This is a genomic window from Anaerococcus sp. HMSC068A02, assembly GCF_001811125.1.
In the GTDB taxonomy this organism is placed as follows: Bacteria; Bacillota; Clostridia; order Tissierellales; family Peptoniphilaceae; genus Anaerococcus; species Anaerococcus vaginalis_C.
Window position 1 is genome coordinate 69,722 of the sequence record NZ_KV803774.1, and the last position, 25,571, is coordinate 95,292.

The 25,571-nt window shown below is 28.5% G+C and carries 31 protein-coding genes and 1 tRNA gene; 27 read left to right on the forward strand and 5 right to left on the reverse strand.

The features are described 5' to 3' along the window. Window positions 1-18 precede the first annotated feature (18 nt). Genes HMPREF2782_RS08840 through HMPREF2782_RS08850 form a run of 3 tightly spaced genes read left to right on the forward strand, consistent with a single transcriptional unit; the run spans window position 19 to window position 3,581 of the window. Window positions 19-1,542: an ABC transporter ATP-binding protein gene (locus tag HMPREF2782_RS08840; RefSeq protein WP_070642465.1), complete on the forward strand. Its 1,524-nt coding sequence runs from the start codon at window positions 19-21 to the stop codon at window positions 1,540-1,542. Next, the gene (locus HMPREF2782_RS08845) at window positions 1,535-2,653 is read left to right on the forward strand and encodes an ABC transporter permease (RefSeq protein WP_070642468.1); all 1,119 of its coding nucleotides are present in this window, start codon (window positions 1,535-1,537) and stop codon (window positions 2,651-2,653) included. The genes HMPREF2782_RS08840 and HMPREF2782_RS08845 overlap by 8 nt, the downstream gene beginning before the upstream one ends. Further along, on the forward strand, window positions 2,646-3,581 hold the full coding sequence (locus HMPREF2782_RS08850) for an ABC transporter permease (protein ID WP_070642471.1): 936 nt from the start codon (window positions 2,646-2,648) through the stop codon (window positions 3,579-3,581). Before HMPREF2782_RS08845 ends, HMPREF2782_RS08850 begins: the two co-directional genes overlap by 8 nt. A 496-nt stretch (window positions 3,582-4,077) precedes the next feature. On the opposite strand, the gene HMPREF2782_RS08855 is transcribed toward HMPREF2782_RS08850, so the two are convergent. Together HMPREF2782_RS08855 and HMPREF2782_RS08860 are read right to left on the reverse strand one after the other, a co-directional pair. Then, window positions 4,078-4,154: transfer RNA gene (locus tag HMPREF2782_RS08855), tRNA-Pro, on the reverse strand. Window positions 4,155-4,236: 82 nt separating this feature from the next. Further along, the gene (locus HMPREF2782_RS08860; protein WP_070642474.1) at window positions 4,237-4,689 is read right to left on the reverse strand and encodes a 2-thiouracil desulfurase family protein; all 453 of its coding nucleotides are present in this window, start codon (window positions 4,687-4,689) and stop codon (window positions 4,237-4,239) included. 43 nt (window positions 4,690-4,732) lie between these two features. Between HMPREF2782_RS08860 and HMPREF2782_RS08865 the strand changes: the two genes are divergently transcribed. The 12 genes from HMPREF2782_RS08865 (at window position 4,733) to HMPREF2782_RS08915 (ending at window position 12,471) form a co-directional block, all read left to right on the forward strand. Beyond that, window positions 4,733-5,182 (forward strand): ribonuclease domain-containing protein, encoded by a 450-nt coding sequence (locus HMPREF2782_RS08865; protein ID WP_070607260.1) that lies wholly within the window; start codon window positions 4,733-4,735, stop codon window positions 5,180-5,182. After that, entirely contained in the window at window positions 5,183-5,437 is a 255-nt protein-coding gene (locus HMPREF2782_RS08870; RefSeq protein ID WP_070642476.1) for a barstar family protein, read from the forward strand. A gap of 28 nt (window positions 5,438-5,465) precedes the next feature. Beyond that, window positions 5,466-5,816: a hypothetical protein gene (locus tag HMPREF2782_RS08875; RefSeq protein ID WP_004838035.1), complete on the forward strand. Its 351-nt coding sequence runs from the start codon at window positions 5,466-5,468 to the stop codon at window positions 5,814-5,816. Beyond that, on the forward strand, window positions 5,809-6,507 hold the full coding sequence (locus HMPREF2782_RS08880) for an ABC transporter ATP-binding protein (RefSeq protein ID WP_039920334.1): 699 nt from the start codon (window positions 5,809-5,811) through the stop codon (window positions 6,505-6,507). Before HMPREF2782_RS08875 ends, HMPREF2782_RS08880 begins: the two co-directional genes overlap by 8 nt. Then, a complete protein-coding gene (locus tag HMPREF2782_RS08885) occupies window positions 6,504-7,292 on the forward strand; it encodes an ABC transporter permease (RefSeq protein ID WP_019118246.1) in 789 nt (262 codons plus the stop codon). Before HMPREF2782_RS08880 ends, HMPREF2782_RS08885 begins: the two co-directional genes overlap by 4 nt. A 9-nt stretch (window positions 7,293-7,301) precedes the next feature. Further along, complete coding sequence (locus tag HMPREF2782_RS08890; RefSeq protein WP_070642479.1) at window positions 7,302-8,036, forward strand: ABC transporter permease; 735 nt, start codon at window positions 7,302-7,304, stop codon at window positions 8,034-8,036. 7 nt (window positions 8,037-8,043) lie between these two features. Continuing rightward, window positions 8,044-8,208, forward strand: coding sequence for a hypothetical protein (locus HMPREF2782_RS09545; RefSeq protein WP_186821676.1), 165 nt, complete (start codon window positions 8,044-8,046; stop codon window positions 8,206-8,208). A gap of 25 nt (window positions 8,209-8,233) precedes the next feature. Continuing rightward, window positions 8,234-8,971, forward strand: a complete 738-nt coding sequence (locus HMPREF2782_RS08895) for an NAD-dependent protein deacylase (protein WP_070642482.1) — start codon at window positions 8,234-8,236, stop codon at window positions 8,969-8,971. Between the two features lie 2 nt (window positions 8,972-8,973). Then, window positions 8,974-9,348, forward strand: coding sequence for a hypothetical protein (locus HMPREF2782_RS08900; RefSeq protein ID WP_004838041.1), 375 nt, complete (start codon window positions 8,974-8,976; stop codon window positions 9,346-9,348). A gap of 67 nt (window positions 9,349-9,415) precedes the next feature. Further along, window positions 9,416-10,597, forward strand: coding sequence for a coenzyme F420-0:L-glutamate ligase (locus HMPREF2782_RS08905; protein WP_070642485.1), 1,182 nt, complete (start codon window positions 9,416-9,418; stop codon window positions 10,595-10,597). A gap of 56 nt (window positions 10,598-10,653) precedes the next feature. Beyond that, window positions 10,654-11,628, forward strand: coding sequence for a YitT family protein (locus HMPREF2782_RS08910; protein ID WP_070642487.1), 975 nt, complete (start codon window positions 10,654-10,656; stop codon window positions 11,626-11,628). Window positions 11,629-11,640: 12 nt separating this feature from the next. Then, window positions 11,641-12,471 carry a glycosyltransferase family 8 protein gene (locus HMPREF2782_RS08915; protein WP_070642489.1) on the forward strand — a complete coding sequence of 277 codons (831 nt, stop codon included), beginning with the start codon at window positions 11,641-11,643 and terminating at the stop codon, window positions 12,469-12,471. A gap of 32 nt (window positions 12,472-12,503) precedes the next feature. Here the strand turns inward: HMPREF2782_RS08915 and HMPREF2782_RS08920 are convergent, their stop codons facing one another. Both HMPREF2782_RS08920 and rd read right to left on the reverse strand, forming a co-directional pair. Further along, on the reverse strand, window positions 12,504-13,100 hold the full coding sequence (locus HMPREF2782_RS08920; RefSeq protein ID WP_070642491.1) for a TVP38/TMEM64 family protein: 597 nt from the start codon (window positions 13,098-13,100) through the stop codon (window positions 12,504-12,506). Between the two features lie 61 nt (window positions 13,101-13,161). Further along, on the reverse strand, window positions 13,162-13,320 hold the full coding sequence (gene rd, locus HMPREF2782_RS08925; protein ID WP_004814307.1) for a rubredoxin: 159 nt from the start codon (window positions 13,318-13,320) through the stop codon (window positions 13,162-13,164). Between the two features lie 135 nt (window positions 13,321-13,455). Here rd and HMPREF2782_RS08930 point away from each other — a divergent pair, with 135 nt between their 5' ends. The 9 genes from HMPREF2782_RS08930 to HMPREF2782_RS08970 all read left to right on the forward strand — a co-directional run bounded on the left by HMPREF2782_RS08930 (window position 13,456) and on the right by HMPREF2782_RS08970 (window position 20,614). Then, complete coding sequence (locus HMPREF2782_RS08930) at window positions 13,456-13,854, forward strand: ATP-binding protein (protein WP_070642494.1); 399 nt, start codon at window positions 13,456-13,458, stop codon at window positions 13,852-13,854. 118 nt (window positions 13,855-13,972) lie between these two features. After that, on the forward strand, window positions 13,973-15,799 hold the full coding sequence (gene typA, locus HMPREF2782_RS08935; RefSeq protein WP_070642496.1) for a translational GTPase TypA: 1,827 nt from the start codon (window positions 13,973-13,975) through the stop codon (window positions 15,797-15,799). Window positions 15,800-15,809: 10 nt separating this feature from the next. Continuing rightward, window positions 15,810-16,250: a hypothetical protein gene (locus tag HMPREF2782_RS08940; RefSeq protein ID WP_004838049.1), complete on the forward strand. Its 441-nt coding sequence runs from the start codon at window positions 15,810-15,812 to the stop codon at window positions 16,248-16,250. 11 nt (window positions 16,251-16,261) lie between these two features. Continuing rightward, window positions 16,262-16,900, forward strand: coding sequence for a redox-sensing transcriptional repressor Rex (locus tag HMPREF2782_RS08945; protein WP_019118238.1), 639 nt, complete (start codon window positions 16,262-16,264; stop codon window positions 16,898-16,900). Between the two features lie 7 nt (window positions 16,901-16,907). Continuing rightward, window positions 16,908-18,830: a ribosomal protection-like ABC-F family protein gene (gene abc-f / locus HMPREF2782_RS08950; RefSeq protein WP_070642498.1), complete on the forward strand. Its 1,923-nt coding sequence runs from the start codon at window positions 16,908-16,910 to the stop codon at window positions 18,828-18,830. 54 nt (window positions 18,831-18,884) lie between these two features. Continuing rightward, window positions 18,885-19,424, forward strand: a complete 540-nt coding sequence (amaP, locus tag HMPREF2782_RS08955) for an alkaline shock response membrane anchor protein AmaP (RefSeq protein ID WP_019118237.1) — start codon at window positions 18,885-18,887, stop codon at window positions 19,422-19,424. A gap of 8 nt (window positions 19,425-19,432) precedes the next feature. Next, entirely contained in the window at window positions 19,433-19,738 is a 306-nt protein-coding gene (locus tag HMPREF2782_RS08960; RefSeq protein ID WP_070642501.1) for a hypothetical protein, read from the forward strand. A 19-nt stretch (window positions 19,739-19,757) separates the two neighbouring features. Continuing rightward, complete coding sequence (locus tag HMPREF2782_RS08965; RefSeq protein WP_004838054.1) at window positions 19,758-20,201, forward strand: Asp23/Gls24 family envelope stress response protein; 444 nt, start codon at window positions 19,758-19,760, stop codon at window positions 20,199-20,201. Window positions 20,202-20,260: 59 nt separating this feature from the next. Further along, entirely contained in the window at window positions 20,261-20,614 is a 354-nt protein-coding gene (locus HMPREF2782_RS08970; RefSeq protein WP_070642504.1) for a Spx/MgsR family RNA polymerase-binding regulatory protein, read from the forward strand. A gap of 16 nt (window positions 20,615-20,630) precedes the next feature. Here the strand turns inward: HMPREF2782_RS08970 and HMPREF2782_RS08975 are convergent, their stop codons facing one another. Next, complete coding sequence (locus HMPREF2782_RS08975; protein ID WP_070607304.1) at window positions 20,631-21,254, reverse strand: thiamine diphosphokinase; 624 nt, start codon at window positions 21,252-21,254, stop codon at window positions 20,631-20,633. A 101-nt stretch (window positions 21,255-21,355) separates the two neighbouring features. Between HMPREF2782_RS08975 and HMPREF2782_RS08980 the strand changes: the two genes are divergently transcribed. Genes HMPREF2782_RS08980 through HMPREF2782_RS08990 form a run of 3 tightly spaced genes read left to right on the forward strand, consistent with a single transcriptional unit; the run spans window position 21,356 to window position 25,557 of the window. Continuing rightward, complete coding sequence (locus HMPREF2782_RS08980; protein ID WP_070642506.1) at window positions 21,356-22,552, forward strand: AI-2E family transporter; 1,197 nt, start codon at window positions 21,356-21,358, stop codon at window positions 22,550-22,552. Beyond that, window positions 22,553-23,167: a hypothetical protein gene (locus HMPREF2782_RS08985; protein ID WP_070642509.1), complete on the forward strand. Its 615-nt coding sequence runs from the start codon at window positions 22,553-22,555 to the stop codon at window positions 23,165-23,167. Window positions 23,168-23,193: 26 nt separating this feature from the next. After that, on the forward strand, window positions 23,194-25,557 hold the full coding sequence (locus HMPREF2782_RS08990; protein WP_070642512.1) for a glycogen/starch/alpha-glucan phosphorylase: 2,364 nt from the start codon (window positions 23,194-23,196) through the stop codon (window positions 25,555-25,557). The last annotated feature ends 14 nt before the right edge of the window (window positions 25,558-25,571 follow it).

A 25,571-nucleotide genomic window follows, 5' to 3' on the forward strand; every position in this document is an offset into this window, starting at 1 on the left:
AATTAATAGTGAGGTATTATGGATAAGTATTTAAATGAAAGCCCAGTTGTTTCATTAAAAAATATTCATAAAAGCTTTGGCGACAAGAAAGTTTTAAAAGGCGTAGATTTTGACCTTCACAAATGTGAAGTACACGCTCTGCTTGGAGAAAATGGAGCTGGTAAAACTACTCTTATGAATATTTTATATGGAATGTTTCCTCAAACTGAAGGAAACATTTACATAAAAGGCGAAGAAATTATAAATAATTCACCAAAAAAAGCAATTAGCATGGGCATAGGAATGGTTCACCAACATTTTATGCTGATAGAACCCTTTACAGTAACAGAAAATATAATATTAGGTTATGAAGGAAAAAATTCCTTCATTGATAGAGCTAAGGCAAAAAAAGAAGTTGTTAAATTAAGCCAAGAATATGGACTTATTATAGATCCAGACAGCAAAGTTGCGGATATATCTGTTGGACAACAACAAAGAGTTGAAATTTTAAAAGCTTTATATCATGGAGCAGATATTTTGATTTTTGATGAGCCAACAGCAGTTTTAACTCCTCAAGAAATAAATGAATTTATAGAAATAGTTGAAAAATTAACTGAACTTGGAAAATCAGTTATAATAATTACCCACAAATTAAAAGAAATTAAAGCTATGGCAGATACTTGTACCATAATTAGAAGGGGAGAATACATCGACAAAGTTAATGTAAAAGACGTAAGTGAGGCTGATCTTGCTGAAAAAATGGTAGGCCGTGATGTAAGCTTTAATGTAAAAAAAGAAAAAATTGACCTTGGCGAAGAAATATTTAAGATAGAAGATCTTTGGGTTAAGGACAACAGAAAAGTTGACAAGGTAAAAGGCTTAAATCTTTCGATAAGAAAAGGAGAAATTCTAGGAATTGCAGGAGTTGATGGAAACGGTCAAACAGAATTAATAGATGCCATTTCTGGAATGAGAAAAGCTCAAAAAGGCAAAGTTATTTTAAAAGGAGAAGATATTACTAATAAAGCTCCTAGAAATATAATTGACCTTGGCATGAACCAAATTCCAGAAGATAGGCAAAAAAGAGGTCTGGTTTTAGAATATCCAATTAAAGATAATTTGATTTTGGAGAATATAGATAAAGACTTTTCAAAAAATGGAATTTTGAATTTCAAAAAAATAGAAGAAAATGCAAATGATCTGATTGAAAAATTTGATATAAGACCAAATGATATAAACGAAAAAGCAGGAAGTCTTTCAGGTGGAAACCAACAAAAAGTAATTATCGCAAGAGAGATTACAAATGATCCGGATTTATTAATAGCTGCTCAACCAACAAGAGGACTTGACGTTGGAGCAATAGAATTTATCCACCAATATTTGGTAGAGCTTAGAAATCAAGGTAAGGCAGTTTTATTAATAAGTTTTCAATTAGATGAAGTAATGGATTTATCTGATAGAATTTGCGTAATTTATGATGGACAAATTGTAGGAGAGCTTGATCCAAAAGAAACTGATGAATACGAAGTAGGAAGATTAATGGCAGGAGGAGATCATGAATAAGAAAGCAAAAACAAAAAGAAAAAATTCTTTTTCAAATTCAAAATTATTATTTACTCTTGTATCAATAATCTTGGGACTTTTGGTAGGAGCTATAGTTTTATCCCTTACAGGTTACCATCCTCTTGAAGCTTATGGAAAATTAGTAGAAGGAATTTTTAAATCCCCAAGAAATATCGGCTGGGCTCTTGTAAATTCAACACCAATTATTCTTACAGGTCTTGGCGTATGTTTTGCTTTTCAAACAGGACTTTTTAATATGGGAGCAGAAGGACAATTTATAATTGGTTCAACTGTAGGATTTTTGATGGGCTACTTACTAAAACTTCCACCATTAATCCATGTTATTGTTACAATAATTGTTGCACTTTTGGCAGGATTTTTGTATGGAGGACTTGCAGGATTTATAAAAGCAAAATTTGGAATTCACGAAGTAATTTCTACTATAATGCTTAACTGGGTAGCATTTTATTTTCAAAATTTTATAGTTTATCGCTATCAAAAACCAAATTCTATGGGAACATTTGATATAAATGATTCAGCAAAAGTTACTCTAGTTACAAACGCTAGCCAAAAATTTGATGGATTTTTTGGAAAATTTTTTAGAGCACCAATTCATTTAGGAATAATTCTTGCTATTGTTAGCGTAATTATTATTTGGTTTATTCTTGAAAAAACAAGTCTTGGTTATAAATTAAAAGCCGTAGGATTAAACAGAGAAGCAAGTGAGTACGGTGGAATTGATGCAAATAAAAAAATAATCCAATCAATGGCAATTTCTGGATGTTTGTGTTCGCTTGCAGGCGTAACTCAAGTAATGGGTTACACTTATTCACTTCCTTTATTATCAGCTATGGAAAATTTTGGATTTGATGGACTTGCAGTTTCACTTTTGGCATCTAACAATCCAATAGGATGTATTTTCTCAGGCTTATTTTTGGGCTCATTAAAATATGCAGGAAGTAATTTACAAAGAACAATGGGAGTTCCTAGTGAATTAATTTCTATAATTATAGGAACAATAATTTTATTTACTGCTATTCCTTTGATATTTAGAATTATAAAAGCAAAAGTAAACAGAAAGAAAAATAGAAAGGCGGGAAATAATGCTTAATTTGGCAGTTTTAGGATTAATAATTGGAAATACACTTTCAAATGCTACACCAGTATTATTGACTGGCCTTGGTGGAATGATTTCAGAAAAATCTGGAGTTGTAAATATTGGACTTGAAGGAATGATGACAATAGGTGCTTTAGTAGCAGCGACAGTAGGATATTATGTAGGAAATCCATGGTTAGGATTTTTGGCAGGAGGTCTTGCTGGAATGTTTTTTGGACTAATCCATGCACTTGTTTCAGTTACATTTGCAGGAGATCAAACAATTTCTGGTATTGCTATAAATACATTAGCACCAGGTTTGGCTTTGTTTTTAGCAAGATTATTTTTTGATGGCGCAACTCAAACTCCATCAATTGCTTTGGAAAATAAAATTCCTAGATTATTTGACGGTTTGATTACAAATCAAGCCTTAAAAAATATTTTTTCTCAATATGCAACAGTTTATATTGCTTTAATATCTGTAATTTTGCTTTATGTATTTTTATATAAAACAAAATGGGGACTAAGGTTAATTGCAGTGGGGGAACATCCAAAAGCAGCTGAAACTTTAGATATTTCTGTAGGAAAAATTAGGTATCTTGCAGTAATGTTTTCAGGATTTATGGGAGGACTTGGAGGAGCTTCTATGTCACTTGCAGTAGTAAGTGTATTTTCTCCAACCTTAATTGCAGGTCAAGGATACATTGCACTCGTTTGTGTAATATTTGGAAATTGGAAACCACAAGGAGTTTTGATAGGTTCATTATTTTTTGGATTAACCCAAGCTATAGCAACTTATTTAACAGGAACAACCATAAGCCTTCCAATGGAATTTATTTCAATGATTCCATACATTTCAATTTTGATTTTCTTAATTTTATTTAATAAAAAATCAAATGCACCAAAAGCAAGTGGTAAGCCATATTTGACAGAAGATATTTAAAAATAACAGAATATAAAAATAACCCATCTCGATCGCAGAATCAAAAGAGGACTCATAGATAGATTTAATAAATGAGATCTCTCCACAAGGTCGAGATGGGTTATTTTTGTTTTCAGTTAATTACTAATGAAAGAGTAGAATGATTTTTAAATTTAATTTAAAAAAATTGTATAACCAGAAAAGATTCCATATATAAACTTTAGCAATAAAATAAAAGGAACTGTAACCCATCTCGATCGGGTAAATATGCCTTGATTTGGAATATTTATCCCTAAAACAAAGTGTGGTAGCACTGGAGAGTTTGTGAAACAAACATGTTTTAGTATGAGGGAGTGGAGAGATCTATTTATAAAATTTGCTATGAGTTGTTTTTCTTTTTTATTGCAAAAGAATTTATTTTTAAAAATAGGCATAAAAAAAGCACCGCTCGGTGCAATTTTAAAAGGGAAAATTTACGTATTACAACTAAAAAAGCAAGCTTTAGCTTGCAAAAAAATGGTCGGGGTGAAAGGATTCGAACCTTCGGCCTCATGGTCCCAAACCACGCGCGCTACCAAGCTGCGCCACACCCCGATGTCCTAACGACAATATATAATATACCAGCTTTAAAAATATTTGTCAAATATTTTTTTAAAAATTTTTTAAAATTTTAAGATTAGCTAATTTCAGCTTTTAGGTAAAAATAAAATTCTTCAATTTCCTTTTCGGTAAAAATTATTATATCATTTTTCTTTAAAATTTGGCAAGTTATTCCATCGCCTTTTATTAAATTTTTACTAAAATTTCCATCATAAATCAAATCTTTTCCGCAAGATGGAGATTTTGCTTTTAAGAGGGCGATTTTTATATTATTTTTCTTACAAATTTCTAGGGCGATTTGTCCACCTTTTTTGAAATTTTTTGTAAAATCTACTCCATCAACATTTATAACTTTAGTATTTTTTATTTCACATGGCTTTCTTGGTGTTTTCATTCCTGAATCTACTTCTGGGCATACATCTATAAAATTTACTTGGGGAAATTTTTCTTTTAAATTTTTTATTTCGTTATTTTTTCCATCATAGCGACAATTTATTCCCAAAAGACATCTTGATATTAATACATTCATATTTTTATCCTTTCTGATATAATTATAGCAAAGGAGTAATTAAATGAAAATTAAAAACTTTTTTTATAAATTTATTTTAAGTTTTTTTCTTATTTTTGCTTTTACTGGATGTGTAAAGCATGAAAATATTAATTCTAATGAAGAAGTTGAATGTACAAGTCTTCTTGAAGATAAGGCTTATTATAAAAAAGATGATGTAGTTGATTATATTAAAGCTTATAAAAAACTTCCTCCAAATTTTTTGACAAAAAAAGAGGCTAAAAAACTTGGTTGGATTCCTAAAAAGGGAAATTTATGGGAAGTTACTGATAAGGGTGTAATTGGCGGAGATTATTTTGGGAATTTTGAAAAAAATTTACCTGATGCAAATTACAAGGAATGTGATGTAAATTATTTTGGTGGAAGACGTGGTGGCGAAAGACTTATTTATGATGAGGATTTTAATATTTTTTACACCAAAGACCATTACAAAAGTTTTACCAAGGAGAATTAGATGATTTGTTTGGATGGAAATAAATTTAAGTCAAGGGATGAGGCCTTTTCTTATTTGAATGAAAAAATTGATTTTGAATATGAAGTAAATAATCTTGATGGGCTTTTTGATGAACTTTCTATGCTTGATGAGAAAATTGTTATTAAAAATTATCCTCATATTTATAAAAATTTGAATGATTATGGGGATAGGCTTTTGTCTTGTTTTATGAAGGCAAGTCTTTGTTTTGATTTGGAAATTGATTTTCTATCATAGATTAATATAGTAAAGAAAAGGAGCTAATATGGAAGATAGGTCAGTAAATAATGAAATTAGAAACTTTGTTGCCAAAAATATTATAAATAATTTTCTAAAAAATGGGGATAAGTTTTATGATAAGGAATTTCTTATTAATAAATTTAGGGTAAATCCTTCTTATGTGGATAAAACTTACCAAAGACTTTTGGATGAGGATTTGATTGAGGCAAAAAGTGATTATTATTATATGAAAATTGATGAAAACAAAAGAAATGCCCTAATTGTGGAATTTGCAAATGGATATTTGAATGAATTTTTGAAAAATATGAATTCAATAGGAATTACAAATGAGGGAGTTTATGATTTTGTATCTTTGAGGATGAATGCTAATGGATAATATATTAGAAATAAAAAATTTGAAAAAAACTTATGGCAAAAAAAATGTGCTTGATGGGATTGATTTAAAACTTGAAAGAGGGAAAATTTTAGGACTTATGGGTCCAAATGGTTCAGGAAAAACTACTCTTTTAAAATGTATTATGGGCCTTATCAAGCCTAATGATGGAGAAATTTTAATTGATGGGAAAAAAGTTGGAGTTGAAACTAAAAAAATCATCTCATATTTGCCTGATGCCTACCATCTTTATGATAATTTGACTATTGAAGATACGGTAAATCTTTACAAGGATTTTTATGATGATTTTAATATGAGAGTTTGCAAGGAACTTTTTGAATTTATGAAAATTCCAAAGGAAGGTTATTCTGATAAATTATCAAAGGGAATGAAAGAAAGACTTCTTTTGGCGTTGACTCTTTCTCGTGATACAAAATTATATATTTTGGATGAGCCGATTGAGGGAGTTGATCCTATTGCAAAGGATATGATTTTATCTGCAATTATAAAAACTGTAGATATTGGTAGGACAATTATTATTACAACTCATCAAATTGGAGATTTGGAAAATCTTTTTGATAGGGCAGCTTTTATCCAAAGAGGACAAATTCTTTTGGAAGAAGACGCCGAAGATTTGAGAGATAAGTATAAAAAACAAATGGTAGATTTGTATAAGGAAATTTTTGTAATATGATTAGATTTTTGAAATATGAATTAAAAAGATCAAGGGGATTTTTTCTTTTGATGGCATTATTTGCCATACTTTCTCAAGGTCTTGTTGGAATATTTTATAAATTAAATAGCTTTGAGTTGGAAAATAAAAACACTTCATTTTTTATTCTCCTTATAGCTCTTGCCCTTATAATTTTGTCAGTTTGTTTGATATTTTTTACCATTAGATACAAAAGAGATATTTTTGACAAGTCATCTTACATAACTTTTACCATAAATATTTCTGTAGCTAAGATTATTTTTGCAAAATTTTTGGCAAGTCTTGTGATAGGCTTTTTAAGCCTTGTTGTTTTTGTAGGATCTTTAATTATAAGCTCAAAATTTTTGGGGATTTATGATGATTTAATAAATATATCCATAAAGGTTCTTATGGTATATATTTTTGTTTTAGAAATCTATTATTCAATTGCCTATCTTCTTTTGGTTTTTGGAATAACCCTTTCAAAAGTACAAATTTTTAGAAGATATTATTCATTTGTGTCGGTGGTTTTGTCCATTGTTTTATTTACAATAATAGTTTGGCTTTTAAGAAATATTTACACAATAAGTCCTGTGATTTTAAGATTTAAAGACTTTGCTATCCAAAGGATAATAAATATAAATGGAGTAGATATTTCCATGCTTTACAATGGAGTTGACGGAAAAGTTTTGGGAATAAATATTTGGATGTTGACATTTTCTATTTTGATAATAGCAGTTACATTTTTTTATAATGTATTTTTGATAGAAGAGAAGATTGATTTTTAGGAGATTATTATGAGAAAATATTTAAAATATGATGCAAAATCGAATATGAAATTTTTCATATCAACAATTGCAAGTTTTGTAATTCTTTTAATCTCAATGATGTCAATCAAAACAATTGGAGCATTTTCAAGAACGCTAGAAATAAATTCAGCCATAAATTCAATAGAAATAATTGTAGTTGTAGTTTTTATCCTAACAATTTCTTATTTTATTATAAATAGTTTTTACAAAGACCTTTACACAAACAGGTCAATACTTACATTTTCCTTACCAATAAGTGCAAGAGAATTTATTTTGTCAAAACTAATAGTAATAAATATTTTCTATTGGCTTTTGGTGTTTTTGTCATTGTTTTTATTTTATATAGTAGGAACATATTTAAATACAAAAACACTTTTATCTTTGGTATTTATAATGATTTTGATAAATATAAGTGCTCTTTTAGTATTTTTATATATGCAAATGGATAGGTATTTGTTTAAAAGAAAAATTTCTGTATTTTTAATTTTTATAATGACAACAGCCATATTTGCTCTTGCGTTTTTCATAAATAAAAATTTTTTACTTTTACACAATAAGATTATTTTGAAAAATTATAATTATATGGCTTTTGTTTATTCTTATATAAAATACAAGGGAGAATCATATATAAATTTGACAGGATTTATTTATTATATTTTGATATTTCTAGGATTATTTTGGATAAATGCAAAAATATTAAGAAAAGATTTAGACTTATCGTGAGGGATTTATGAACAAAAATATGTATTTAGGAATTGTAGGAGGAGTAATTATTTCAATAATTTTAAATAATGCCTACAATTTTCCAAACAAAGAAATGGTTGCAGTAGTCTGTGCAGTAATAGGCGCATTTTTTGGAGCAAGCATTGATAATAAATTTAAAAAATCTAAGTAGGGTATAGTCATAGTAAGGAGATATTATGGATAATAAAATTAATGAAGTTAAAAAAATCATAAAAGAATCAAATAATATTGTATTTTTTGGAGGGGCAGGAGTATCAACAGCATCTGGAGTTCCAGATTTTAGATCTGCAACCGGACTTTATAATAGAGAAAATAATTCATCATATTCACCTGAATATATGCTTAGCCATGAATTTTTTGTAAACCATCCTGATGAATTTATGGAATACGCAAAAGAAAATTTGATGATTGAAGGGATAAAACCAAATGATTGTCATCTTGCTTTAACAAAACTTGAAAAAGAAGGAAAGCTAAAGGGAATTATTACCCAAAATATAGATTCTCTCCATCAAGAAGCAAAAAGTAAAAATGTTATTGAGCTTCACGGAAATTTAAGAGATTATTATTGCACATCTTGCGGTAAAAATTTTGACCTAGCTTATGTTAAAAAATTTAAAAATGTAGTTAAGTGTGATGAGTGTGGCTCAGTTGTTAGACCTGATATTGTTTTGTATGGAGAAAGTTTGAACAATGATAACATTAGCTATGCGGTAAAATTAATTAGCGAAGCAGATGCATTAATTGTCGGGGGAACAAGTTTAGTTGTTTATCCTGCAGCAGGTTTAATAGATTTTTATAGGGGAAACAAACTTATAGTAATTAATAGGGATCCTACCCCAAAAGATAATAAAGCAGATTATCTTTTGAAAGGAGATATATCAAAAATAATGAAAGAATTAGTAGAAGGTGTTTAATTTTGAAAAAAAGACATGGAATTGACGAGCTATCTATAGGACTTGTATGGTTTGCAATTGGCTTAATGCTTATAAATTATTTTTTAAAAATTAATTTTTTACAAGCAATGCCACTTGTGATAGTTTTTTATGCTATATTTAGGACTATATCAACAAACGAAATAAAAAGAAACAGCGAAAATTATATTTTCAAATTAAAATTTTTAAATCCTATTCAAAAAAAATATAGGAGTATTAAAAGGAAAATATTTGGAGATAAAAAATATAAGTATATTAAATGTAAATCATGTGGACAAGAATTACGTATTCCTAAAGGCAAAGGAAAAATAATCGTAAAATGTCCAAAATGCAAGACTAAACAAAAAGTAAAATCATAAAAAAAAATAAAATTTTAACTTTATTTTTTAAAAAAATTAATGTATAATACGTGAGGAAGGAGCATGTATGGATAGATTAATAGGAACAGTATCAATGGGTGTTAGGACACCTATTATTGAGACAGGAGATAACTTAGTAGATATTGTATTTGATAGTGTAAACAAGGCTGTTGAATCAAAAAATATCGAAATAAATGATAAGGATGTAGTTTGCATTACAGAATCCCTTGTAGCAAGAGCTCAAGGAAACTACGCAAGTTGTGAACAAATTGCTAAAGATATAAATGATAAATTTAAATCTGACGAAATAGCAATATTGTTTCCAATTTTAAGCAGAAATAGATTTTCAATAATGCTAAAAGCTTTTGCTTTGAGTGGAAAAAAACTTCACATTTGCTTATCTTATCCACAAGATGAGGTAGGAAACTACATTATGGACAGAATGGATTTATTTGAAAGTGATGTAAATCCTTATTCAGATATTTTGTCAGAAGAAGAATTTAGAAAACTTGCAGGAGATTATAAACATCAATTTACTGGAGTTGATTATATTTCTCTTTACAAAGAAATGGCAAAAAACAGCGAAGTACATTTCTTCAACAATCCAAAAGATGTACTAAAATTTACAAAAAGTGTTTTAGTTTGCCAAATCCACACAAGAGATTTAACTAAAAAACTTCTAGAAAAATCTGGTGCTGAAGAAATTTATGGTCTAGATGAAATAATGACAAAATCAGTTGATGGCTCAGGATATAATGAAGATTACGGTTTACTTGGTTCAAATCTTTCAACAGAAGATGTTGTAAAATTATTCCCAAGAGATGGTCAAACATTTGTAGACGAACTTCAAGAAAAATTTATTGAAAAATATAATAAAGAAGTTGAAGTGATGATCTACGGTGACGGAGCATTCAAAGATCCAGTTGGAAAAATTTGGGAGCTTGCAGATCCTGTTGTATCTCCAGCTTATACAAAAGGACTTTCTGGAACACCAAATGAATTGAAAATAAAATATATAGCTGATACAGAATTAAAAGACTTATCAATAGATGAAAGAACTGCAAAAATGAGAGAAAGAATTTCACAAAAAGCAGCTGATTTAAAAGGAACAAATGAAACCTTAGGAACAACTCCTAGACAAATCACAGATCTTTTAGGCTCACTTTGCGATTTGACATCAGGCTCAGGTGATAAGGGAACTCCTGTTGTTCTTATACAAGGATATTTTGATAATTATTCGAATGACTAAAAAAAAGCCGTTAGGCTTTTTTTTTATAAAGTTGGAGGATAAAAAAATAAACAAAAATGAATGAAAATATAGATCCTAATAATTATTCCGACAAGGAAAAAATTAAACATATTCTTGATAGAAATGCTGCAATAAAAATACTTAGAAAAGATAGAAAAAAAGATAAATTTGCCCACAAGCCCTTGAGTGAAAAAAAGAAATTTTTACTTATGAGCTTTGCCGCCATACTTATGGCAAATGGAACACATTTTTTTAAATATCCAAATCATTTTGTAATTGGAGGAGTAGAGGGGGCGTCCATACTGCTTTCAAATAGTCTTGCCTTATCTCCTGCCTTTATAACTTTGATTTTAAATGTTACTTTGTTAGTTTTGGCGTATTTTATTTTGGGTAAAAATTTTGTTTTAAAGACTGGCTATGTATCCATATTAAATTCCTTAACGGCCCTTGCTCTAAGTAAAGTCTTACCTCACACAACTCCATTTACAGATAATAAATTATTAGAATTATTTTGTGCAGTTTTAATACCAGCTCTTGGCTCATCAATTTTATTTAATTTATCCGCATCAAGTGGCGGGACAGATATAATCGCTATGATTATAAATAAATACACAAATTTAAATATTGGAAAATCACTTTTGATGGGAGATTCTATTCTAACAATTTTATCAATCAAAATATTTGGAATAGAAATTGGACTTTTATCTTGTCTAGGTCTTTTGATGAAAGGAGTTGTAGTAAATCAATTTATATCATCATTTAATACAGCAAAACTATTTTTAATTATTACATCCAAGCAAGAAGAAATAAGTGTATTTATTAGAGATAAATTAAATAGGTCGGCTACAGTTTTGGATGGAACAGGACTTTATTATAAAAAAGACCAATCAGTGTTTTTGTGTGTAACTAATGATTATGAGGCTGTTTTATTTAGAAAATATATAAGAGAAATTGACCCTCGTTGTTTTATAACAGTCCTAGATACATCATCAATAATAGGCAAGGGTTTTTATACTACAGACCTTCAATAGAAAGGGAAAACTATGAATATATTGGTTTCATGTGATGAAAATTATTTAAATCCTCTAAAAACTATGCTATATTCATTATTTGAAAGTAATGATACAAATTTTGAAATTTATTTGATTCACAAAGACATAAGAGATGAAAAAATAGAAGAAATTGAAAAATTTGTAATAAAAGCAAGCTCAAAAAGGGCAAAATTAAATCCGATAAAAGTTACCAATCTTTTTTCTAATGCAAAAACAACTTTTTATTATACAGAAGAAATGTATTATAGGCTTTTGGCTTATAAATATTTGCCAGAAAATTTGGATAGGATTTTATATTTAGATCCTGACGTTTTAGTTTTAAATTCTTGCGAAAAACTTTACAATATGGATTTAGGGAATAATTATTTTGCAGCAGCAACTCATACTATTCCAACGGTTCAATCTGCAAATGTAGCAAGGCTATCTATTTCATCAGGACATAAGGATATAGAAAATTATTTTAATTCAGGAATTTTGATGATAAATCTAAAACTTGCAAGAAATAGTCAAAGCTATGAAAAAGAAGTTTTAAATTATGTAAAAAATACCAAATCTTTGGGGCTTATAATGCCAGATCAAGATCTTTTGAATGTAGTTTTTAGAAATAAAATAATAAAAATTGACGAAATAAAATATAATTATGATGCAAGAAGATACTTGGCATACAAATTGAAGGATAAAAAATATAATTTGTCCTATATAATTTCAAATACTTGCTTTTTACATTTTTGTGGAAAAAGAAAACCTTGGTTAGAAGAAAATAATCTAGGCGTATTTACATCACTTTATTTATATTTTTGGAAAAAAGCAATGAATATATAAAAAACTCCTAATTTTAAAAAATAGGAGTTTTTTTATGCTAAAAATAATTTTAAATGATACATTAAATATGCTATAATCACAATTTCTATAAATTTAGCCACAAACATTATTTTTAAATAATCTTCAAATTTTAATTTTTTAAATCCTGCAACCATTGATAAGGCGTTGTCAGGAGCAAAGGGCATAGCGCTTGTTAGAAATAAAACTTTTTTAAATCTTTTTGTGCTTTGCCTTGTTGCGCTTTCGTATTTTTTAAGGCTTTTTTTTGGCAAAAATAAATTCAAAAATCTTTTACCATAAATTCTAGTTAAAGTGTAATTTAAAACAGCAGTCATAAGACCTGTTATGTAATTTAAAAATAGACCAAATTTTTGACCGAACAAGGCAAAGCCTATTACTATAAAAATTGTCGTTGGAATAAAAGGAACAAATCCAATCAAAACTTTTAGGATTATAAATATTAGAGGGGCAAGATAAGTAAAAGCTCCAATATAATCGTATAATTTATCCGAATTTGTGAGTATTCCCAATTTGTACAATCTATAAAGAAAGGTCAAAAATAAAATAGAAATTCCAAGGCTTATAAAGATTTTAATTTCTTTGCTATGTTTTTTTAAAAAATATTTCATAAAAAAATCATGAATACGAATTTATAAAAAAGAGAGGCGATAGCCTCCCTTTTAAAAAATCTTATTCTTGTTCTTCGAACATATCCTTGCCAACTCCGCATACTGGGCATACCCAATCTTCTGGAAGGTCTTTGAATTCTGTTCCTGCATCGATTCCGTTATCTGGATCTCCATTAGCAGGATCATAGATATATCCACAAGCTGTACATACGTATTTCATAATATTCTCCTTTCATTTGTTATACATACATTATACTACAAAAACAAAAAAAGCAATAATTTTAACTTTTTAGACAAAAATTAACAAAAAATTTTTATTTGGGTATAAATTTATTAATAAGAGATGAGGGGTAAGATGGAACTTATTAGAAACACAATGCCTACTGACCTAAAAATGATAAAAAAATTTAGGGATGGGCTTGTTTTAAATTTAAAAAATAAAAATATAGATGAAAATTTAATTTTTAAAATAAGATTAATTTTGGATGAACTTATAATAAATTCCTACGAGCATGGAAATAGGTGTGAGTACGACAAGATGATTGACACAACTTTTATTATGGATGATACTTGCTGTTTGATAAAAGTAAAAGATGAGGGAGAAGGAATAGATTATCTTTTTGAAAATGACGGACTCCATGATCACGGCAGGGGAATTAAACTTGTTTATAGTTTAGCTGATGAGCTTATTATTAAAGATAATATTATAATCGCTTTTGTAAAAAGAGATTCCAAGAGAAAATTATATATATAATACTTGGTAAGTTTTTTTTATCAAGTATTTTTTTTGTTATTTATTGATAATCTTATCACATATGATATAATAAATTGATGAATAAATAGTTTATATTAGTTAAGAAAGAAGTGATTTAATGAAACGTGAAGATATAAGAAATGTGGCGATAATCGCCCATGTTGATCATGGTAAGACAACTCTTGTTGATGGTCTTTTAAAAACTAGCGGAATTTTTAGAGAAAATCAACAAGTTGATGAAAGAGTTATGGATTCAAATTCTATTGAAAGAGAAAGAGGAATTACAATTCTTTCAAAAAATACTGCGATCAATTATAAGGGAATAAAAATAAATATAATCGACACTCCAGGCCACGCCGATTTTGGTGGAGAGGTTGAAAGAGTTTTAAATATGGCTGAAGCTGTAGTTTTGGTTGTAGATAGTCGTGAAGGTCCAATGCCTCAAACAAAATTTGTTTTGAGAAAGGCAATCGAATTAAATCTTCCTGCAATTATTTGTATAAATAAAGTTGATAGACCTGACCAAAGAGTTGAAGAAGTAATGGATGAAGTTTTGGATTTATTTATTTCCCTTGAAGCTGATGAATCATATCTTGATTCTCCATTTGTTTTTGCATCAGCCAAAGAAGGTTGGGCAAGTTTAGAATTTGGTGAAGTAAAAAATGATATGACAGATCTTTTGGATACAATAATTGATTACACACCAGCTTTTGAAGCAAAAGAAAATGCTCCATTTAAAGTTTTGGTTTCAACGACAGACTATGACAATTATCTTGGAAGAATTGCAATTGGAAAAGTTGAAAGTGGACAAATAAATAAAAATGATTCTTGCATAATTGTAAATTACAATGACAAGGATAGAAAAGTAAAATCAAAAATTGTTACAATTTATGAATTTGAAGGACTACAAAGAAGTGAAGTAGAAAAAGCAGAATATGGTTCAATTGTAGCTCTTTCTGGAATGGAAGATATAAATATTGGAGATACAATTTGTACTGAAGATGATATGGAGCCAATAGAATTTACAAAAATTTCTGAGCCAACACTTTCAATGACCTTTTCAGTAAATAATTCACCATTTGCAGGACGTGATGGAGATTATGTAACAAGCAGACATATTAGAGATAGATTATTTAAAGAAAAAGAAACGGACGTATCACTTAGAGTTGAAACAACAGATTCAACAGAAGCATTTAAGGTTTCTGGAAGGGGAGAGCTTCATCTTTCAGTTTTGATAGAAAATTTAAGAAGAGAAGGATATGAATTCCAAGTTTCAAAACCTGAAGTTATGTTTAAAAAAGATGAAAATGGAAAAATACTTGAGCCAATGGAGCTTGCAACAATAGATGTTGATCAAGAATACACAGGTTCAATAATAGAAAAATTAGGTCTTCGTAAAGGAGAGCTAATGGATATGGCTCCAAATTCATCAGGATACACAAGAATGGTATTTAAAATTCCTGCAAGAGGACTTATAGGTTATAGGCAAGAATTTTTAACAGATACAAAAGGAACTGGAATTTTAAATACAGAATTTGATTCTTACGAAAGATATAAGGGAGATATTGCAAAAAGACAAGCAGGTTCACTTATTTCTTTTGAAACAGGAGTAGCAACTACTTATGGACTTCACGCTGCCCAATCAAGAGGACAACTTTTTGTAAAGCCTCAAGATGAAGTTTATGAGGGAGAAGTCATAGGTTCAAATGCAAAAGGAATTGACATCGACGTAAATGTCTGCAAGAAGAAAAAACAAACCAATGTCAGAGCATCAGCAGCTGATGAAGCCCTTGTTTTATCTCCTGCAAAAATCATGAGCGTTGAAGAGATGATGGAATTTGTGGAAGAAGATGAATTAATAGAAATCACTCCACACAATTTAAGAATTAGAAAAAAAATCTTAGATAATAATTTAAGATATAAATCAAAAAAATATAGTAAGTAAGGAGCTAAAGATGAAAAAGAGATTTGAAAGATTTCTTTCAAGTACTCTGCTTTTATCAGTATTAGTGGTTTTAGTATCAAATTTAATCCTAATTCTTACAAAAATTAACCCACAAGTAGTAAATAATGTTTGGAGTATCTCCTTCATTATTTCTTGGGTTATAATGCTTATTTATCCTCTTTATATATTAATGGAAAAAGAAACAAGAGGCTATTCAATTTTTGTAGCAATAATAAGCATTATAGTTTTTGCAATCCTAAGCTACCACGCCCTACTTGTGGTAAGTAACTATACACCATTATTACCAAAATACATAGCAGTAGATGAAAGAATATCAAGTTATTGGCAAGAGTTGTTTTATAGTGGACTAATAATTATTTATATAGTTCATCTTTTGAATGTAATACTTTTAAACAGATTAAGGTCTAAAGAAATAAAAAATAATGATTAACGGAGGTTGTTATGAAAAAAGGGTCAAACGTTTCTTTATCAGTAATAAAAAGGTTACCAAAATATTATAGGTATTTAGAAGCAATTAATGAAAAAGGTATTGTAAGAGTTTCATCTAAAGAACTTTCACAAATTACAGGCTTAACAGCAAGCCAAATTAGACAAGACTTAAATCACTATGGCTGCTTTGGTCAACAAGGTTATGGTTATAATGTAAAAGAATTAATGCAAGAGCTTGCAAAAATTATTGGAGTAAACAAAGAATATTCTATGATAATAATCGGTTTTGGAAATATTGGCCATGCTCTTTTCCAATACTCAGGTTTTAAGACTTTAGACTACAATGTAAAAGCAGTATTTGACAAAAACAATGAAGAAGTTTCAACAGAAAATTTAAAAGTTTTGTCAACAGATGATTTAAAAGAATATTTAGAAAAAAATGAAATAGATATAGGAATTATCACAACGCCAAAAGATGGAGCACAAGAAGTTTGTGATATTCTTTGTGAAGGAGGAATTAAAGGAATTTGGAACTTCGCACCAGTTGATTTGAAAACAAAAAACAATGTGGTAATAGAAAATGTTCATCTAGATGAATCATTATTTACCCTAACATATTTTATCAACACACCAGAAGATTTCATTTTCTAAAAAAATTATGATTGTAGCGTCAGTATCAAATTTAGAAAAATCCTATCCAACCCAAGACGTATTTTCAAATATATCATTTACAATAAATAAGGGAGATAAAATTGGTTTAATAGGAAATAATGGTTCTGGAAAGTCTACACTATTTAATATATTGACAGGAGAAATTTCCAAAGATTTTGGAAAAATTCATATACCAAATGATGTAAGCCTTGGTTATTTGAAACAACAATTAGGACTTATGTCAGATAAAAGTATATATGATTATTGCTTGGAAGTTTTTAAAGATCTTATAAAACTAGAAGAAAATATTAGAGATCTTGAAATAAAAATGAGCGGGGAAAAAAATCCAGATAAGCTCAATGAAATAATGATTGAATATGCAAAAAAAAGCGAAGAATTTGAAAAACAAAATGGTTATTCCTATAAGTCGGAAATAAGAGGAGTACTTATAGGAATGGGCTTTAGCGAAGAAGATTTTTCAAAAGAAATTTCGCTTTTATCAGGAGGACAAAAGGCAAGGGTTGAACTTGCCTGTCTTTTATTGGAAAAACCTGACCTAATTTTATTAGACGAACCGACTAATCACCTTGACATAAAGGCGATTAATTTTTTGGAAAATTTTGTAAAAAATTTTAAGGGATCAGTTATAGTTATAAGCCACGATAGATATTTTTTGGATGCAACAGTTTCAAAAATATTTTTGATGGAAAATGGTGGACTAAAAATTTATGATGGAGATTATACATCATTTATGGCTCAAAGAAAAAAAGATTTGAAAGTCCAAAACCATCTTTACAAAACTCAGCAAAAAGAAATCAAAAGGCAAGAAGAAATAATTGATAGGTTAAAAAATCTTGGCGGTTCAAAAAGAAAAAGAGGAATTTCTCAATCAAGATCAAGACAAAAACTTTTGGATAAAATGGAAAGGGTAGAAAAGCCTGATAACTTAAATGGATCCATAAATATAAGATTTACTCCAAGAATAATTTCGGGAGTTGATGTATTAAGTGTAGATAAATTAAAAAAATCTTACGATAAGGATATTTTTGAAGATATTTCTTTTAATATCTATAGAAACGATAGGGTGGCAATAATTGGAGAAAATGGTGTAGGCAAAACTACTCTTTTTAAAATTATTTTAAACCAAGAAAGAAAAGATGATGGGGAAATAAAATTAGGCTCTAGCGTAAAAGTAGGATATTTTGACCAAGAACAAAAGTCCTTAAATACAGAAAACACTTTGTTTGAAGAAATAAGAGAAGCTTATCCCGATCTTACAAATTATGAAATTAGATCATATCTTGCAAAAATAATGTTTTACCAAGATGAAGTTGATAAACCAATAAATGAATTGTCTGGAGGACAAAGAGCAAGAATTTCTCTTTTAAAACTTATGCTTTCAGATTGTAATTTTATTTTGATGGATGAGCCAACCAACCATCTTGATATAGATTCAAAAGAAGCCTTGGAAGATGCTCTTATTGCTTACGAAGGAACAGTTCTTGTGATAAGCCACGACAGGTATTTTTTAAATAAAATTGCCGTAAAAATTCTTGATATGCACAAGGATTATATAAAAGAGTATTTGGGTAATTACGATTATTATGTAGAAAAATTAAAAGAAGAATCATTAGAAGATGAAAAAAAGCCAATAATGACACAAACCCAAATAAAAAAAGAAGAAAAAAAGAAAAAACTTAAAAGGCTTGAAGTAAAAAAAATAAAAGAAAAAATAGAAAAATTAGAAAAAGAATCCAATACAATTGATGCAAAAATTCATAAACTTACAGAAGAAAGCCTCAAAGAAGGTTTTTATGATGATGAAAAAAAAGTCATAGAAACTTTTGCTAAGATAAAAAACCTTGAAGAAAAGAAGCAAAGATACCAAGATAGGTGGTTAGAATTATCTTTGGAATTAGAAGATGACTAAAAAAGTTTTGTTTCAAAAGCTAAAGCATGGGTAAATTATAAGTAAGGAGGCTTTATGGGAGGATTTAAAAAATTTTTGTGGTCACTTATGACCATAGCTTTGATAATAATTTCCGCCATACTTGGAACGCTTGCTCTCGCAGATGATGGAGTAAGGCATGATTTATTATCATATTTAGAAATTCAAAATTATAGATATGTACTTCTCGGTGTTGCTATAGCAATTTTGATTTTTGCAATTATTCTTTTGATAGATATTATAGCAAATCAAAATGATAAGCGTGAATATCTAGTAGAAGATAATACAGGCGATATTTTTATTACAAGAAATTCCTTGGATTCAGCAGTAAATTCTGCAGTAAATAAATTTATGGGAACAGAACTTACAGATTCAAAAGTTAAAATAATAAAAGGCGAAACTGTAGAAGCAAAAATTAAATGTGACGTTTTTGGAGATAGGGACTTTGAGGATTTAGGTAGAAAGATTCAAGCTGAAGTTGAAATGGGACTTAGAATGCTTACAGGACTTGAAAATGCAAATGCTCATGTTCAATTAAATAAAGCTCATAAAAGTCAAGAAAGAGAGCTTAGGTAGGTGGTATTATGGAAAAAGAAAAAACAAAATTAGATTTAGAAAAACAAGTAACCGCCTATGATGTAGAAATGAGAAAACTTGATATAAAAGAGAAAAAAGAAAAAGAATGCAAGGAATTTAAAGAAAAAAATAAACACAAAATTATTTCTTTGATTTTGGGAATTGCAACAATAGGTTCGCTATTCGATTTTGGATTTTTTAGAACTGTTGGTATTTGGATTGTGCTAGGATTTTGTTATTGCTTGGGCGGATGGCTCGACAAAGATCCTAAGGTTATAGGATTTGTAATTAGCTTATTAAAAAAATTTCAATAAAAAAAGATAGGGGAAAATTATGACAGAAAAAACATTTGACAAAGATTACGAAAAAGGAATCGAAGAGGATCAAGAAATCGAAAAAGAAGTTTCAAAACTTACAATTGCTGATAAGGTTGTAGCAAAAATTTCTAGAATTGCAGTAAATAAAGTTGATGGAATTTTGGATATGAAGGCAAGTTTTTTTGATTCAGTTTCATCAGTTTTCCAATCATCAAGTGAACAAGATACATCAGGAGTAGATGTTGAAGTTGGACAAAAAGAAGCAAAAGTAAATATGCAAATAATCTTAGAATATGGAAAATCTGCTCCACATATTTTTGAAAATATCAAAAAAGTTGTAAAAGAAAATGTAAAGCAAATGACAGGACTTGATGTTGTAACAGTAAATGTTGATGTAGTTGATGTTATGACAAGAGAAGAATACAAATCTAAAAAATCAGATAACGACGATAGAAAATAAAAAAATAAAGGGGTTGCAAGGTCAACCTCTTTTTTAAAGATTAATTTAAGGAGAAAAATATGAAAGCATTATTAATAGGATATAAATCTTGCTCAACTTGCAAAAAAACTGAAAAATTTTTGGAAGATAGGAAAATTGATTATAAATTTCAAGATGTAAAAGAAGAAAAACCGGAAAAAGACCAAATAAAAGACTTGTATGAAAAAAGTGGTCTTGATATAAAGAAATTTTTTAATACATCTGGACAAATTTATAGGAAGTTGAATTTAAAAGACAAATTAAAAGATATGACAGAAGATGAAAAATTAGATTTATTAGCATCAGATGGCATGTTATTAAAAAGACCAATTTTAGTTTACGGCGATGATGTTGTAGTTGGTAGATTAAATATAGAAAAATATTTTGAAAAATAAGGCAGGAAATTCTGCCTTATTTATATACATTTTTGTTTTCATAAATTACAAGAATCATTCCCTTATCAAATTCTATTTTAAATTCTTTTCCTATTGGCTCATTTGATACGCCTAGGTGCATGTCGTTTTTTAAGGTGAAATTTTTTAGCTCGTATTTTAAATTTATTAAATTTAAATTTTCTATTTTTTCTGTTAGGGCAAAAAGAGAAATATAGGTGTTTTCTATTTGTTTTTTTTCTTGAAAATTTTTATCTATTACAAATAATTTTTGATTTTTATTTTTTAATTCTATATCAATTCCTTTTTTCTTAAATTCTTCCATTATTTTTATATTTGCTATTGTGTGGGAAATTCTTCCTCCAAGTCCTCCATAGACAATTATTTTTTTGTAGCCTTTTTTTATTGCAAAATTTATTGCAGCGTACAAATCGGTTTCGTCTTTTTCGGGTTTTAGTGTAATTTTATTTTCAAAATCTGGTTGTTGTGCTGAATCGAAATCTCCGATTATTGTATCTATTTTTATTCCGATTTTTTCTATATATGTATAGCCTTTATCTGCTCCTATTACATAATCATCTTTTCCTATTTTATCAAAAAATCCGTCGAAATCTCCGCCGGCAAATATATAACATTTTTTCATAATCCACCTCAAGCTTATTATATCATTATTATAAAATGGAAGATGAAAAATTTCTATGGTAGAATATAGGTAAATGATTAATAGGGAGAAGGGAAACTTTAATGAAAAAATTAGATGAAAAGAATTCACAATTACTAAAAGTTATTCTTATATCTATTTTGGTATTTTTTGCATTTTGGTATATTGAAAATGTTAAGAATGGCTTGACGGTATTTATTGCTGTAATACAACCTTTTTTGATTGGATTTATGCTGGCTTTTATTATTAATTTGCCTATGAATTTCTTTGAAAGAAAAGTGTATTCTAAAATTTTTAAAACAGAAAAGACAAAAAAGTTAGTTCCAGTTTTTTCACTTATATCTTCTTGGATTTTATTTATTTTGGGTATTGTAATATTTTTGAATGTATTAATTCCAAGAATATCTAAGGCGGTAACTGCTCTTATTGAAAGATTTCCGTTATTTTTAGATGATTTGATAGATTTATTAAATAATAATAAATTTACAAAAAACTTTGCTGATGATGCTCAAAAATATATAAATAGTGTTGATTGGAACAATGCCTTAGTTCAAGTTAAGGATTATTTTGTTGGAGAGGCGGGAAATATTTTTGATAAAACAACTTCAATTATAAATTCTGTATCATCAACTATTATAACCATAGCTGCTGCTACAATATTTTCAGTATTTGTATTGATTAATAAAAAAGATTTGAAAATTTTAGCTAATAGAATTATTTATTCCTTATTTAAAAGGAGTACTGCTAATGAAATTAACAAGGTGGCAAGTCTTTCTTATTCTTCATTTGCATCTTATATTAATTCCAAAGCTCTTTCTAGTTTGATACTTGGAATTTTGGTTTTTGTTGGTATGTTAATTTTAAAAATTCCTTTTGCAGCTATGGCTGCGATATTGGTTGCAATAGCAGATTTTATTCCTTATGTTGGACCACTTATTGCAACTGTCATAATGATGATTTTAATTTTTATAGAATCACCATTTAAGTCTTTGGTATTTTTAATATTTTTATTAATAGCCCAACAAGTTCAAGGCTCAATAATTTATCCGGCTTTGGCTGGAAAAACAATAGGTTTGCCATCAATTTGGGTAATTGTATCAATAGCTATTGGTGGAAGTTTGTTTGGAATTGTTGGTATGCTTGTATCAATTCCAATTGCATCAATTTTGTACACTTTGATGAATGAAAAAATGGATAAGACTTTGGCAAAAAAAGAAATTTCAGAAAATGAAATTAAAGAATTATCAGAAAAAGTTCACTACAAAAAGGAAGAAAAATAGATGAAATTAAAAAGATCTAAAAAAGGCGAATTTGTTCCAGTAATTAAAAATAATAAAATTTACTATGGTGGCTACCAAAATGACTTAAAAGAAGTAGGAGTGAGTAAATTTTATAGGGATAGGTCTTGTGTAGTTACGGCATTTACAAACACTTACCTATATCTTTACAGAAAAGATGAAAAATTTAGCCTAGATCAATTTAATGATTACCAATATTGGTTTTTTCAAATTATAAAACCAAGAGTTTATGGAGTGCCAACGGCAAGGCTTTTGGATTTCAAATTAAATAAATTTAGAAAATCCTACCATTTGAAATTAAAATCACACATATTAGAAGATAATCCAATAAAAAGAAAATCAATGGAAGAGATTGCAAATTTTATTTTCCAAGCCATAGAAAAAGATCTGCCAGTTATATTTTTTAATTGGGTCAGTAGGTCAATTAAGGTAATGAAACATCATGGAGTTACAATTACAGAAATAGAAAAATGCGAAGATGATTATAAACTTACAATCTCATCATGGGGAGAAGTTTATAAGATTTCATTAAAAGAATTTTTGGAACAAAATAGGACATATACTGGTTTTATTTATTTTGAAAAAGATAATATATAAAAAATTTAAAATATAGGAGAGAAAAAATGAACAAAAACAAATTTATGGAAAGTTATATCGAAAATTTACAGAGAATTACGCTGAAAAATTTTGCAGAAACTTCAGACAAGGACAGATATTTTGCTCTTTGCGATACAATAATGGAGCTTATCAATCAAGAATGGAGAAATTGCAAAAATAGGACAAGAAGATCAAGAAAAGCCTATTATTTTTCTGCGGAATTTTTGGTAGGAAGATCTCTTGGGAATAATTTAATAAATCTTGGAATTTATGATGAAGTAAAAGAAATTTTAAGTGAGATTGACATTGATTTTGAATCAATAGAAAATTTTGAAGATGATGCTGCTCTTGGAAATGGTGGTCTTGGTAGACTTGCAGCTTGTTTTATGGATTCAGCAGCAACTCAAAAGCTTGATATGTATGGATACGGAGTAAGATACAGAGAAGGACTTTTCAAACAAAAAATAGAAAACGGCTTTCAAGTTGAAGGTGGCGATCATTGGATAAAAGATGGCGATGGCTGGTCAATAAGAGTTGAATCTGATTCAAAAATTGTAAAGTTTAGAGACCAAACTGTAAAAGCAGTTCCTTACGATATGCCAATGCTAGGTTTTGAAAATGAACAAGTAAATACATTAAGACTTTGGCAAGCAGAACCATTTGAAGAATTTGATTTTTCATATTTTAATAATTTTCAATATGATAAGGCAGTTGAAGAAAAAAATAGGGCTGAAGATATAACCAGAGTTTTATATCCAAATGATATGCAAAGAGAAGGAAGAGTTTTAAGATTAAAACAACAATATTTCTTCTGCTCAGCATCAATTCAAGATATGGTTTCAAAATACAAAAGATATTTTGACCACGATTTACAATTTGAAGATTTTTCAAAATATCACATAATCCAATTAAATGACACCCATCCAATTATAGCCATACCAGAGCTTATAAGAGTTTTAGTTGATGAAAATGGAATTGAATTTGAAAGGGCTGTAGAAATAACAAAAAATACATTTGCATTTACAAACCACACAGTTTTGCAAGAGGCCCTAGAATCTTGGCCAAAAGATATAATGCTTGAAGTATGTCCAAGATGTTTTGATATAATTAAAAAATTAAATGAAAATTTAGTAAAAGAATTTAAAGAAAAAGGACTTTCAGAAGAAGCTATCGATCCTTATAGAATTATAAGATTTGACCAAGTGAGAATGGCAAATCTTGCAATAGTAATGAGTAAGTCTGTAAATGGAGTTGCAAAACTTCACACACAAATTCTAAAAGATGATACCTTTAAAAATTGGTATAAAATAATGCCAGAAAAATTCAACAATAAAACAAATGGCATTACACCAAGAAGATGGTTAGTATATTCAAATATAAAATTATCAAATTTCATCACAGAAAAATTAGGAAGCGATGATTGGAAATACGATCTTACAAAATTAAAAGTCCTAGAAAAATACCTGGACGATGAAAAAACTCTAGAAGAAATTAATCAAATTAAATTTGAAAATAAAAAAGAGTTGGCAAAATATATTTTGGAAAATGAAGGAATAAGTATAAATCCAAATTCAATTTTTGATATACAAGTAAAAAGAATTCACGAATATAAAAGACAACATTTAAACCTTCTTCACATTATAAATTTATATCATAAATTAAAGAAAAATCCTGATATGGATTTCTATCCAACAACATTTATTCTTGGAGGAAAAGCAGCACCAGGATATTTTAGAGCAAAAGCAATAATAAAACTTGCAAACGAAATTGCAAGAGTTATAAATAACGATGAAGAAGTAAACGACAAAATAAAAGTAGTATTTGTAAATAATTATAGGGTAAGCTACGGCGAAAAACTTTTCCCAGCAGCAGATATTTCAGAGCAAATTTCAACAGCGGGAAAAGAAGCTTCAGGAACAGGCAATATGAAATTTATGCTAAATGGAGCCTTGACACTTGGAACTTATGATGGAGCAAATATAGAAATTTTTGAAAATGCAGGAGTAGAAAATAATTATTTATTTGGAGCAAAAGTTGAAGAATTAAATGAAATTTATGATTCCTATAATCCAAAAGAGTTTTATCACAAAAATGAAGATATCAAAGATGCAGTAGATACACTTTTATCAGGAGAGTTAAACGATAATGACTCATATATGTTCCTAGATATTTACAATTGTCTAATAAATCCACAAGGTGGAGAAAAAGCTGACACATATTTTGTCTTAAAAGATTTTGAAGATTACAAAAAAACACACGAAAAAATAAATAAAGAATATTCAGATAGATTAACATGGGCAAGAAAGAGCCTAAAAAATATTGCAAACGCAGGATATTTTTCATCAGACAGAACAATTCTTGAATATGCAAAAGATATTTGGAAATTATAAAAAATAGAAAGAGA